The following is a 12,579-nucleotide window of genomic DNA, read 5'->3' as shown; positions in this document are numbered from 1 at the left end:
ATCAATGGAACAGTTCAACACCTCCCCGGAAGAAGTTGAGTTCAGGATCGAAACAGGCGTTGCCGCGTCGCGCGACTTCCTGGTCGTGTCCTGTTCGAAATACGAAGAGCGTTTCGATAGCTTTGCACGTATCTGCATATTCGATGCAGACAAGAATGTGCAATGGCAGTACTTCGATTTGCCTTTGACAATTCGGGCAGGCGCCTTGTATCGCTCGTCGTCCATGGCCGCCGCGTCCATTGTTCTTGCGTCGGAGGACGGCGATATCGTCCACCTGCCGATCGGAAAGGCGCCAGAGTTGGAGCGCGTCGCTGGCGCCGGCCTGTGGGCCGATGACTCGGAAGGCTGGGGATACCTGATCGCTCTTCGCCAGATCGGCGAGCGGCTGTATGCCTGCGGTATCGGCGGGCAAATCTACGCGCGTGACGAAGACGGGACCTGGCAACACGTCGATCGCGGCCTTCTCCAGGAGCGAGAGGGGACGCACAACATCTTTCTCAATGCCGTCGATGGTGAGAATAAGGATGCCATCTATGCGGTGGGGTGGGACTTGCGGACGAACGCCGGCTTGCTCTATTTTCGAAAGGGTGACGTATGGCAAAAGCTCGCGACGGAGAGCGAGGAACTGAGCGGGCTTTGCATCGGAGATTCGGCATCCGTCTGGGTGTGCGGCAAGAACGGGACCTTGCTGCTCGGGAATCAGGCGAACGGGTTTTCGGACCTCTCCTCAATTGCCGGCAGCCGAAGCTATAGCGACGTGAAGGTCTATAAGGGCAGGGTCTATCTTGCGGCGTCCGATGGGTTGTACGTCCGCGAAAAAAGCATGATCGAACCCGTCCGAACAGGTCTGGTCCCGGAGTCTCGCGGCTGTCACGTCTTGCAGGTGGTCGACGACGTCCTGTGGTCCATCGGCTATGCCGACATCGCGCGCTTCGACGGCACGGTCTGGGAACGCATTCCGTTTCCCGGTAATCCCCCGATCCGATAGGCAGTCATGGCACGGTGGAAACGCGATATGGATTGGGTCAGCGAGGCGGCGCAGCGCATCGGTTGCTGCGGCCTCGCCGAGTGGCTGCTGGAATTTGCCTCGTGGGCAGAGCTGACGCCTACCGAGTGCCCACCCTCGGGGCTTGCAAAGAAGGTGGACTACGCAAGCCTTTCGCGCGGTCTGAAGATGACGCTGCTCTACCCCTTCGCCGAACGCGCCGCATCAGCCGATCCGCAAGCGTGGGTGCTCTATGACCTCGAAATCGATGCCTCCAGGCTTCCTCTGCCCTTCGGTCTCAACGTCAGCGCTGAGACGCCTCAGAGCGCCAAACGCAAGTTGAGCGCCGACACGGCTTTCGGCCGCAGTGTCGATTTCCGCGATGGCAACTACCGCGTCGTCCACTACCTTCCAGATGGCCGCGTGGTCGGCGTCGGATTCAGACCCACCCTGGCAGGCATCGAGAGCCTGCATCTGCAGCGCATCGTGACCATGCCCGACTTCCGCACGATGGGCACACCGTGACGAGCCCATCGCCGGATCCGTCGACCGCTCCCTTCCTGTCCGCACGGCCAGCCCCGGCTGCGCCCGAAACCAGCGACGCCCTTCAGATCGATGCCTGCGGCACGCGCTGCCCGGTGCCCATATTGCGATTGCGCAAGGCGTTGAGCCGCAGTGCACCAGGGCAGGTGCTCATCCTGACCACGGACGATCCCGCGGCGTTCACCGATATTCCGCAGGCCATGGCCTCGCTCCCGGCCCAACTCTTTGCCATTCGCCGCGAAGGTGATTGCGTCATCTTCACCGTGCTGCGTCAGTGACGGCAAGCAAGCTTCGACGGTCTTCAACCCAATAGTCATGGCGCCACACCTCGAGAATCGCACGCCTTTTTCCGCTCTGGCCTTTTCGCAGTTTCACAGCGACGGTACCAACATGGCCGTGCTCGCTGTGCGGGGCAGCTTCCATGTCGTGCCGAACGCTCCGCTGGTGCTCGCGCCCCGACAGGACGAACTCGAACTTGCCGACCGCTACGAAGGCGACGCAGCCAACGGCCTGCTGGTGCGGACCTGCGACATCGTGCCTTTCAAGCCGGCGGCTGACCTCACCATCCTGGGCGCGAGCTGGGCGCCTCAGGGCGTGGAAGCCCGCTCGTGGATCACCGGCGTGCGTCTGGGCAAGCTCGAAAAGGTTCTGAGGGTCCACGGGCCGAGAGTCTGGCGCTGCGCCACCACGCAGGAACAAGAAAAAGACAGATCGACCGGCAAGGATTGGGCGCTCTCGCAGGCCCGTCCCGTCAAGGCCGTCGCACTCGACTGGCGCGGGGCCTTTGGAGGCCCGATACCCGGCTCGGGAGACGATGAGACACCGACGGACGTGCATCGCTTCAACCCGATCGGATGCGGCATCGTCGATGAAGACCACAGCCCTTCGGATGTCGATATTCCCGCACCTTGCATCGAGGATCCCGCTGATCCCGTTCTCGATTGGCGTCGCCGTGACTACGTGCCGCAAGGCTTCGCTCCGCTTCCGCCGGTCTGGCGTTCCCGCCAGCAATACACGGGCACTTTCGACGATACATGGCTCGCGTCGAAGCATCCTCTGCTGCCGGACGATTTCGACTACCGCTTCTACCAGTACGCGGCGCCGGACCTCATTCATCGGGAGCGCCTGAACGGCGATGAAGAACTGCAGCTTCTTCACATGCATCCGGACCACACCCACATTCAGGTCTGGCTGCCTGGCGTGCAGCTGTCCGCCATGGCGCACTGGAAAGATGGAGGCACTGCCCCTCAGGAAATGATGCTCGACGGCGTCCATGTGGATCTGAACTCCGATCTGGCGACGGTCTATCTGACGTGGCGATGCTGGGTGCCCAAGCGGTCAGGCATTCATCTGATGGAACTGCAGGTCGAGAACCCTTCGAGACTCCTGGAAGCAGGGCGCCAGTACGTCAACCATGACCGGTTGCCGGGTGCGCCGGCCAAGAGTTGAGTGAAGCAGAAATCATAGTCCGCCGCTATGAATTCAATTCACTCAATTGGATTGATTGACGGAAGATCCAAACCTAGACTGGTCTCGGACCCCACGTGCGATCACCAACCAAAGGAGAACCCCTTGTCCGATGAAACAAAGTGCCCCTTCCCGGGCCACAAGCGTACACACAGCTTTGCCGGCGCTCCTGCGAATACAGACTGGTGGCCCAGCCAGCTGAACCTGAAGCTCCTGCACCAGCATTCCGCCGAGTCCGATCCCATGGGCGAAGCGTTCGACTACGCCGAGGAATTCAAGACCCTCGACCTTGATGCCGTGATCAAGGACCTCCATGCCCTGATGACCGATTCGCAGGACTGGTGGCCCGCCGACTACGGTCACTACGGACCCCTGTTCATCCGCATGGCCTGGCACTCTGCCGGCACGTACCGCATTGCGGACGGCCGCGGCGGCGGTGGACGTGGTGCGCAGCGCTTCGCGCCCCTGAACAGCTGGCCGGACAACGGCAACCTAGACAAGGCGCGCCGGCTGCTGTGGCCGATCAAGCAGAAATACGGCCGCAAGCTTTCGTGGGCCGACCTGATGATCCTGACCGGCAACGTTGCGCTGGAGTCCATGGGCTTCAAGACATTCGGCTTTGCCGGTGGCCGCCCCGACATCTGGGAGCCGGAAGACGACATCTTCTGGGGCCCCGAAGGCAAGTGGCTGGCCGATGAGCGCTACAGCGGCGACCGCGTGCTGGCCGGCCCGCTCGCCGCCGTGCAGATGGGCCTGATCTACGTGAACCCCGAAGGACCGAACGGCAACCCCGATCCGCTCGGCTCGGCCCGCGACGTTCGCGAGACCTTCGCCCGCATGGCCATGAACGACGAGGAAACCGTGGCGCTCACCGCCGGCGGCCACACCTTCGGCAAGGCCCACGGCGCGGGCGACCCGGGCCTTGTCGGCGCCGAACCCGAGGGCAGCGACATCGAGGAACTGGGCCTGGGATGGAAGAACAGCTTCGAAAGCGGCCTGGGTGCGCACGCCACCACCAGCGGCATCGAAGGCGCCTGGACCCCCACGCCCACGAAATGGGACAACAGCTACTTCGAGACGCTGTTCGGCTACGAATGGGAACTCACCAAGAGCCCTGCGGGCGCCAACCAGTGGAAGCCCAAGGGCAGCACGGGCGCGGGCACCGTGCCAGACGCGCACGATTCGGGCAAACGTCATGCCCCGATGATGACCACGGCCGACATGGCCATGCGCATGGACCCGGCCTACGAAAAAATCTCGCGCCGCTACATGGCGAATCCGGCGGAGTTCGCCGATGCATTCGCCCGCGCCTGGTTCAAGCTGACGCACCGCGACATGGGGCCGCGCGCACGCTACCTCGGCGCGCTGGTGCCGAAGGAAGAGCTGATCTGGCAAGACCCGATTCCCGCCGTGAATCATCCGCTGGTCGATGACAAGGACGTCGCGGCCCTGAAGGCCAAGGTGCTCGCCTCGGGCCTGGGCATCGCGCAACTCGTGGGTGCCGCCTGGGCTTCGGCTTCGACCTTCCGCGGCAGCGACAAGCGCGGCGGCGCCAATGGCGCGCGCATCCGCCTCGCCCCGCAGAAGGACTGGGAAGTCAACCAGCCGGCCCAGCTGTCGAAGGTGCTCTCGACGCTCGAAGGTATCCAGAAGGAGTTCAACGGCGCGCAGTCCGGTGGCAAGAAGATCTCGCTCGCCGACCTGATCGTGCTGGCTGGCAACGCGGCGGTCGAGGCCGCCGCGAAGAAGGCCGGACAGGACGTGACGGTGCCTTTCTCGCCGGGGCGCGGGGACGCTTCGCAGGAGCAGACCGACGTCGAATCCTTCGCACCCCTGGAGCCGCAGGCCGACGGGTTCCGCAACTACCTGAAGAAGGGCATCGACTCGGCCGCCGCCGCCGGCCTGCTGCTCGACAAGGCGCAGCTGCTGACCCTGAGCGCGCCCGAGCTGACGGTCCTGGTCGGTGGCTTGCGCGCCCTGAACGCGAACGTCGGGCAGTCGCAGAACGGTGTGTTCACCAAGCGTCCGGAGACTCTCAGCAATGATTTCTTCGTGAACCTGCTCGACATGAACACTGGGTGGAAGAAGTCAACGACGACCGAAGGCGTACTGGAAGGCCGCGACCGGAAGACGGGCGAACTCAAGTGGACCGGCACCGTCGTCGACCTCGTGTTCGGTTCCAACTCGCAGCTGCGAGCGGTCGCAGAAGTCTATGGGGCCAGCGACTCGCAGAAGGCCTTCGTGCAGGACTTCGTTGCCGCCTGGACCAAGGTGATGAACCTCGATCGCTTCGACCTCAAGAAGTAATCGGGCGGTGATTGCAGGCGACCGGTTCCGGTCGCCGCCGAGTGAGTGACAGCCGTGCAGCCCCGGCCTGGTCTCGGATGATTCCGGATCAGGCCGGGGCGCATCCAAAAAAATGACAGCAGGAGACAACCATGCTAGTCGTGAAGAAGGCGCCTGCGGAGTCGATGGAGTCCTTCCAGCCCGAGCAGTGGATGCATCTGCTCGAGCAGCTCGACATCATCCTGGCGACGGTGCAAACCGACGACACCAATCCCATACTTCGCCGTTTCGGCGTGCGCCGGCGCTCTGCCATATTCCGTCGCCTGATGCAGGAGCGATGGCGTCTCGTCAAGGAGATAGAAGCATTCGGCCAGGCCGGACTTCTCGCCTTCGCAAAGAACCAGATGCCGGACGCATCGCCGTCGCGCCGCCATCTCGACGTCGAATTCAAGCTCCTGGGCGAAGCGTTCGATCAGTGCTCCAAAGACCTGTCGCCCGATACGCAGGCCGCGCTGAGAAAGTGGCTGCTCGCGCGCTCGCACATGCATCAGGAGCACGCGAGGTTTCTGGAGACCTACTGAGGGGCGCGGCGTGGAGGCTGCTACTGTTGTCGGCAACGGCTATCGGCCTTCAACAACAGGAGCTTCCATGAAACCCCAGCCCATCGAATACGCCAACGCCTCCGACGAAGTCAGGGCCGTCTTCGACGACATCAAGACCTCGCGCAACGTGCCTGACGTCAACAACTTCTGGAAGTACCTGGCCAACGACCCCGTCGCGCTCAAGCGCACCTGGAGCAGCCTGAAGGAAGTGATGGCACCGGGTGCGCTCGACCCGGTGGTGAAGGAGATGGTCTACCTCGCCGTGAGCGTCACCAACAACTGCGGCTACTGCATCGCGAGCCACCACGCCGGCGCAGAGAAGGCCGGCATGACGCCCGCGATGTTCGCCGAGCTGATGAGCGTGGTCGGCATGGCCAACGAAACCAACCGGCTCGTCAACGGCTACCGCGTGCCGATCGATCCGGCGTTCGACAAATAACTGCGGCGGCGCTCAGCCGATCGTCATCAGGCTCGCGTTGCCGCCGGCCGCCGCCGTGTTGATGCTGAGCGCGCGCTCCACCACCAGGCTTTCGAGCGGAATGTCCGTATCGCCGGGCGTAAAGGCGCGCACGCCGACGATCGGCCCCGGCCGTGCCGCGATGCGCTGCATCACGCCCGACAGGCTCTGCATGCTGCCGTGGTGCAGTGCGGCGTCGAACACCACCGTGTCCGAGGCCCAGTCGTTCGCGATGGCCACGCACTGCTGCACCTCGGCCGGCAGCGACGCGCGAAGGCTCTGCGCAGCGGCATCAGCGGGCCAGATCGCAGTGCTGCCCACTGACAGCACTGCTGCCAGCTGCACCAGCCGGTCGGCTTCTGAATCGGCCAGGCACAGCACCGCTTCGCGCGGCTCCAGCGTGTAGACGTTGCGCTCGCCGGTCGGGCCGGCCAGCTTGCGCGAACTGCCCGAGCGCGACTGCTCAGCAAAGCGCACACATTGCGCCGCCAGCGCGGGGCGGTCGGTGGCTTCAGCCCAGCGCGACAGCGCCGACAGTCCGACCCGCGAAGCAGAAGCTCCACCCGCCACCGCGCGCACCATCGCATCGTCCGGCCGCGCCGACAGCATGCGCAGCATGTACAGCGGCCCACCGGCCTTCGGCCCCGTGCCCGACAGCCCCTCGCCGCCGAACGGCTGCACGCCCACCACCGCGCCGACGATGTTGCGGTTCACATAGACGTTGCCCGCCTTGGCGTTCTCCACGATCTGCGCAATGGTCTCGTCGATGCGCGTGTGCACGCCCAGCGTCAGCCCGTAGCCCGTGCCGTTGATCTGCCCGATCAGCGCGCCGAGGTCGCGCCTGCGGTAACGCACGATGTGCAGCACCGGCCCGAATACTTCGCGCTGCAGCTCCGCGATGCTGTCGAGCTCGATCAGCGTCGGCATCACGTAGGTGCCGTTGCGCGTGTCGTGCGCGTACTCGCGGCCCTGGCGATAGACCTTGCGGCCCTTCGAGCGCATGGTGGCGATGTGGCGCTCGATGCCGTCGCGCGCTTCGGCGTCGATCACCGGGCCCACGTCCACGGCCAGCCGTGCGGGGTTGCCGATGCAGGCTTCGGCCATCGCGCCCTTGAGCATCTCCAGCAGCCGGTCGGCCGCTTCTTCCTGCACGCACAACACGCGCAGTGCCGAGCAGCGCTGGCCCGCGCTGTCGAAGGCAGAGGCCATCACGTCGGTGACGACCTGTTCCACCAGCGCGGACGAGTCGACGATCATCGCGTTCTGCCCGCCGGTCTCCGCGATGAGCGGCACCGGCGTACCGTGCGTGCCGAGCCGCTGCGAGAGCGTCTTCTGCAGGATGCGTGCAACCTCCGTCGAGCCGGTGAACATCACGCCCTGCACGCGCGCGTCTGCCACCAGCGCGGCGCCGATGGTTTCGCCGCGGCCGGGCAGCAGTTGCACGGCGGCATGCGGCACGCCGGCCTCCCTCAGCACGCGCACCGCTTCGGCCGCAACCAGCGGCGTCTGCTCGGCGGGCTTGGCCAGCACCGGGTTGCCTGCCGCGAGCGCAGCTGCCACCTGGCCGGTGAAGATCGCCAGCGGAAAGTTCCACGGGCTGATGCAGACCATCGGGCCGAGAGCGCGGTGCGTGTCGTTCGAAAAATCGCTGCGTGCCTGCGCCGCGTAGTAGCGCAGGAAGTCGACCGCTTCGCGCACTTCGGAGATGGCGTTCGCGTATGTCTTTCCGGCCTCGCGCGTCAGCAGGCCGAGCAGGCGGGGCATGCCTTCCTCGAGCTTGCCGGCCGCGCGGTCGAGCAGGGCGGCGCGCTCGGCGGGTGGTGTGGCGGCCCATGCCGGAGCGACGTCATGGGCATGGGCGATGGCCGATTCGACATCGGCCAGCGTGGCCTCCTGCACCCGTCCGACGACGTCGCGATGGTCGGCTGGGTTCAGCACGCTGACCGCTTCGCCAGCTGGCGCTGCTTCGACGAGCATCGGCGCTGCAGGCCAGATTTCACCGGCGCTGCCGGCGAGCACATGGCCCAGCGCGCGCAGGCTGTCGTCGTTCGCCAGGTCGAGCCCCTGCGAGTTGGCGCGCTGCGTTCCATACAGAGCAGCGGGCAGCGCAATGGCCGGGTGCGGCAGGCCCATCGTGCCTTCCTGCTGCGCCATGCGCTCCACCGTGGCGACCGGATCTTCCACCAGCGCATCGAGCGAGATCGTCGGGTCCGCGATGCGGTTCACGAACGATGTGTTCGCGCCGTTCTCCAGCAGGCGTCGCACAAGGTAGGCGAGCAGCGTCTCGTGCGTGCCCACCGGCGCATAGATGCGGCAAGGCCGCCCGAGCGGGCCGACCACCTGCTCGTACAGCGGCTCGCCCATGCCGTGCAGGCACTGGAACTCGTACTGCCCCGGCTTGTAGCGCGACGGGTCCGCCGCCGTGTAGATGGCGGCCAGCGTTTGCGCGTTGTGCGTGGCGAACTGCGGGTACACGGCCTGCGGCGCATTGAGCAGCTTGCGCGCGCAGGCGAGGTACGACACGTCGGTGTAGGCCTTGCGCGTGTAGACCGGGTAGCCGTCGAGTCCGTCGATCTGCGCGCGCTTGATTTCGCTGTCCCAGTACGCGCCTTTCACCAACCGCACCATCAGCCGATGCCGGCTGCGGCGGGCGAGATCGATCACGAAATCGATCACGAAGGGGCAGCGCTTTTGATAAGCCTGGATCACGAAGCCGATGCCGTTCCAGCCCGCGAGCGCCGGCTCGAAGCACAGCCGCTCCAGCAGGTCGAGCGAGAGTTCGAGGCGGTCGGCTTCCTCTGCGTCGATGTTCAGGCCGATGTCGTACTGCTGCGCCAGCAGCGCAAGTTCGCGCAGCACCGGATACAGCTCGGCCATCACGCGCGAATGCTGCGCGCGGCTGTAGCGCGGGTGCAATGCCGACAGCTTGATCGAGATGCCCGGGCCTTCGTACACGCCGCGATGATTCGATGCCTTGCCGATCGCGTGGATCGCCTCTTCGTACGCGACGCGGTAGCGCTTCGCGTCTTCCATGGTGAGCGCCGCCTCGCCGAGCATGTCGTACGAATAGCGAAAGCCCTCGACCTCCAGCTCGCGCGCGTTGCCCAGCGCCTGCGCGATGGTTTCGCCGGTGACGAACTGCTCGCCCATCATCCGCATCGCCATGTCCACGCCCTTGCGGATCAGCGGCTCGCCGCCCTTGCCGATCAGGCGCGTGAGCACGGCCGACAGGCTGGTCTCGCTGTGCGTGGCCACGAGCTTGCCCGTCAGCAGCAGGCCCCAGGTGGCGGCGTTGACGAACACCGACGGGCTGCGGCCCGCATGCGACTGCCATTGGCCGTGCGCGATCTTGTCGCGGATCAGTGCGTTGCGCGTCTCCGAGTCGGGGATGCGCAGCAGCGCCTCGGCCAGGCACATCAGCGCCACGCCTTCCTGCGACGACAGCGCGTATTCCTGCAGCAGGCCCTGCACGAGGCCGGCGCGGCCCCCTGCGTTCTTGCGCTCGCGCAGTTGCCGGGCGATGCGGTAGGCGAGTTCCTGGGCTTCTTCGGCCTGGCCGCTTGGCAGGCGCGCCTGTGCGAGGAGCGGCGGCAGCGCCTGCGGTTCGGCGCGGCGCCAGGCTGCGGTGATCTGCTCGCGCAGCGCCGAGGAGGGCTCGGACAAGCCATCGGCAAACGCCGCGAAGGAAGAGGGCAGGGGGTCGGCGCTGGTGGTGCTCATGAGGGGCTCGTGCTGGTGATATGTTGGATGATCCGCGTCCTTGTGGCGAATTTGTGTTCGAAGAGCGGCGCTTTGGTAGAGCAAATCGCTAGGTCAGTCAGGTTCACGGCTTGTGGCGGGCAGAGAATCCGCGTTCCGTCCCTGGAGTCTCGCGAACATGCACAGCTACAGATGGTCCCTTCCTTTCCTGATGGCCGTGTGCCTGCCGGCATCCTGGCCGGCGCACGCGGCGGCAGCCGACCCCTCCGCCTGCACGTCTTCGGCGGCCACGGACTGCTTGCGCAGCTTCACGCCGGCCGGTGCCGGAGGCGTGCTGCACTACTACTCGTCGCTCGCTCCGGATGCTCCGACGGCAACCACCGGGCCGACGAAGGCGCTCATCGCCATGCATGGCCATTCGCGCGACGCCAACAAGACATTCGAGGCAACGCTGCGCACCGTCCGCAACGCCGGTGCGCTGGACGACACGCTGGTGGTCGCGCCGCTCTTCCAGGTGCCTGCCGACAAGGCTGCCAGCCGGTGCAACTCGCCGGGCCTGCCCGTGCCGCAGCCCGGCGACCTGCTGTGGACCTGCGGCTCATGGCTCGAAGGCGGCCGCTCGGCGTCGGGCAGCCGCACCGGCTCGTTCGCGGTCATGGACGCGCTCGTGGCCGAGCTGGTGCAGCGCTGGCCGAGCCTGCGCACCGTCACCATCGCCGGCTTCTCGGCCGGCGGGCAGTTCGTGCAGCGCTATGCCGCCTTCGCGCAGAACGGCGGCACGGCGGGCAAGGTGGCCATGCGCTACGTGGTCGCCGATCCGAGCACGTGGCTCTATTTCGATCCGGTGCGCCCGCAGCTGTCGTCCGACGGTGCGTCAGTCTCGGGCTTCGCGGTGCCCGATGCCGCGGCGTGCCCTGAGATGAACCGCTGGAAATACGGCACCGACGACCTGCCCGCGCACCTCGGTCGCAGCGCCGCGCAGGCGCGCCGGCAGTATGCGGAGGCCGACATCAGCTACCTCGAAGGCGCGTTGGACAGCAACGACGCCAAGGGCACGGCCTACCGCGTCCTGGACAAGTCCTGTGCGGCCATGGCGCAAGGCTCGTTCCGCCTGCAGCGCGGCCTGGCCTATGCTCAGTACGACCGCACGCTGCTCGCGCCGGCCAAGCGCCGCGAAGTCGTGGTGGTGCCGGGCTGCGCGCATGACGTGGCGTGCGTCTTTCCGTCAGAAGCGGCGCGCGCCGCGTTGATCGGCCCTCCCCGCTAAGGGCAGTTCGCCGGGAGGCTTGACACGATTTCTTTCATGATGGATATTTAATCCAATATGAAGGAAATAGAAGAAACACCGTCCGGCCTGAACGACCGCATCGCGCAGCGTGTGCGCGACCTGCGCGCGCAACGCGGCCTCTCGCTCGATGCACTGGCCACGCACTGCGGCGTCAGCCGTTCCATGATCTCGCTGATCGAGCGCGGCGAAAGCAGCCCCACCGCCGTGCTGCTCGAAAAACTCGCAACCGGCCTCGGCGTGTCGCTGGCCTCGCTGTTCGAGGCGCCCGCGCCCGCCGCCGATCCGGTGTCGCGCCTGGCCAGCCAGCTGCAGTGGCGCGACCCGCACTCCGGCTATGTGCGGCGCAATGTGTCGCCAGGCAGCTTTGCGTCGCCCATCCAGATCGTCGAGGTGCTGTTTCCGCCCAAGGCCCGTGTGGCTTATGAAACCGCGGCGCGCGAACCGGTCATCCACCAGCAGGTGTGGGTGCTCGACGGCGTCATCGAACTCACGCTGGGCGACGACCAGCACCGGCTCGCCACCGGCGACTGCCTGGCAATGGTGCTCGACCGTCCCATGAGCTACTACAACCCCTCGCGCACTACCACCCGCTACGCCGTCGTGATCGCGACCGTGCCCTCTTCGTGGAGATGAACAACATGACGAATTTCGAAGCGCCCCGCATCCATGTACTTTCTACGGTGAGCGATGCCCAGGTGCAGGCGTTGGCCGACCTGCTGATCGATTGCGTCGAGGGCGGCGCGTCTGTCAGCTTCATGCTCCCGCTGGCCCGCGAGCGCGCCCTCGCGTTCTGGCGGAAGGTGGCCGACGGCGTGGCGCGCGGCGAACGTGCATTGCTCGTGGCTGAAGACGCCGAGGGCCTCCTCGGAACAGTGCAGCTCGTGCTCGACCAGCCCGAGAACCAGCCCCACCGCGCAGAGGTCTCGAAGATGCTGGTGTACCGCAGGGCGCGGCGCCGGGGCATCGGCGCGCTGCTGATGCAGGCGGCCGAGGACCAGGCGCATGCGCACGGCAAGACCTTGCTGGTGCTCGACACGTCGAGCGCCGAAGCCGAGCGGCTCTATGCCCGCATGGGCTGGCAGCGCGTGGGTGTGATCCCCGGATTCGCACTGCTGCCGGAGGGCGAACCGTGCAGCACCACCTTCTTCTATCGCGCGCTGGAGGCCCGCGCACAGGCACCGGCGGCAGGCTGAGCGGCACAGATTTGTATCGCACCTTGTCTGGCACGCGGCCAGATACGGAGCGCGACCAT

At 66.0% G+C, this 12,579-nt stretch carries 11 protein-coding genes; 10 read left to right on the top strand and 1 reads right to left on the bottom strand.

What is annotated here, in order from left to right; genetic code table 11:
- Nucleotides 1-4: 4 nt before the first annotated feature.
- From NWF24_RS26460 to NWF24_RS26430, 7 genes are all read left to right on the top strand, one after another.
- Nucleotides 5-988, top strand: coding sequence for a hypothetical protein (locus NWF24_RS26460; protein ID WP_258351140.1), 984 nt, complete (start codon nt 5-7; stop codon nt 986-988).
- Nucleotides 989-1,015: 27 nt separating this feature from the next.
- On the top strand, nt 1,016-1,510 hold the full coding sequence (locus NWF24_RS26455) for a hypothetical protein (RefSeq protein WP_258351139.1): 495 nt from the start codon (nt 1,016-1,018) through the stop codon (nt 1,508-1,510).
- Nucleotides 1,507-1,806, top strand: coding sequence for a sulfurtransferase TusA family protein (locus tag NWF24_RS26450; RefSeq protein WP_258351138.1), 300 nt, complete (start codon nt 1,507-1,509; stop codon nt 1,804-1,806). The genes NWF24_RS26455 and NWF24_RS26450 overlap by 4 nt, the downstream gene beginning before the upstream one ends.
- Nucleotides 1,807-1,843: 37 nt before the next feature.
- Nucleotides 1,844-2,977 carry a DUF2169 family type VI secretion system accessory protein gene (locus tag NWF24_RS26445; RefSeq protein ID WP_258351137.1) on the top strand — a complete coding sequence of 378 codons (1,134 nt, stop codon included), beginning with the start codon at nt 1,844-1,846 and terminating at the stop codon, nt 2,975-2,977.
- A gap of 123 nt (nt 2,978-3,100) precedes the next feature.
- Nucleotides 3,101-5,302, top strand: a complete 2,202-nt coding sequence (gene katG / locus NWF24_RS26440) for a catalase/peroxidase HPI (RefSeq protein ID WP_258351136.1) — start codon at nt 3,101-3,103, stop codon at nt 5,300-5,302.
- 131 nt (nt 5,303-5,433) lie between these two features.
- Nucleotides 5,434-5,862 (top strand): hypothetical protein, encoded by a 429-nt coding sequence (locus NWF24_RS26435; protein WP_258351135.1) that lies wholly within the window; start codon nt 5,434-5,436, stop codon nt 5,860-5,862.
- A 67-nt stretch (nt 5,863-5,929) separates the two neighbouring features.
- Nucleotides 5,930-6,322, top strand: a complete 393-nt coding sequence (locus NWF24_RS26430; protein ID WP_258351134.1) for a carboxymuconolactone decarboxylase family protein — start codon at nt 5,930-5,932, stop codon at nt 6,320-6,322.
- 12 nt (nt 6,323-6,334) lie between these two features.
- Here NWF24_RS26430 and putA read toward each other — a convergent pair whose 3' ends face one another.
- On the bottom strand, nt 6,335-10,060 hold the full coding sequence (gene putA / locus NWF24_RS26425; RefSeq protein ID WP_258351133.1) for a trifunctional transcriptional regulator/proline dehydrogenase/L-glutamate gamma-semialdehyde dehydrogenase: 3,726 nt from the start codon (nt 10,058-10,060) through the stop codon (nt 6,335-6,337).
- A gap of 157 nt (nt 10,061-10,217) precedes the next feature.
- On the opposite strand from putA, the gene NWF24_RS26420 reads away from it, so the two are divergent.
- From NWF24_RS26420 to NWF24_RS26410, 3 genes are read left to right on the top strand one after another with little or no spacing between them, the layout of a single operon-like run.
- On the top strand, nt 10,218-11,306 hold the full coding sequence (locus tag NWF24_RS26420; RefSeq protein ID WP_258351132.1) for a hypothetical protein: 1,089 nt from the start codon (nt 10,218-10,220) through the stop codon (nt 11,304-11,306).
- Between the two features lie 57 nt (nt 11,307-11,363).
- A complete protein-coding gene (locus NWF24_RS26415) occupies nt 11,364-11,960 on the top strand; it encodes a helix-turn-helix domain-containing protein (protein WP_093048141.1) in 597 nt (198 codons plus the stop codon).
- A gap of 5 nt (nt 11,961-11,965) precedes the next feature.
- Nucleotides 11,966-12,520, top strand: coding sequence for a GNAT family N-acetyltransferase (locus tag NWF24_RS26410; protein WP_375338412.1), 555 nt, complete (start codon nt 11,966-11,968; stop codon nt 12,518-12,520).
- The last annotated feature ends 59 nt before the right edge of the window (nt 12,521-12,579 follow it).

The sequence above is a fragment of the Variovorax paradoxus genome, from assembly GCF_024734665.1.
In the GTDB taxonomy this organism is placed as follows: domain Bacteria; phylum Pseudomonadota; class Gammaproteobacteria; order Burkholderiales; family Burkholderiaceae_C; genus Variovorax.
The sequence above is the reverse complement of the archived record's forward strand: the minus strand, read 5'-3'. Positions and strand labels throughout refer to the sequence as shown.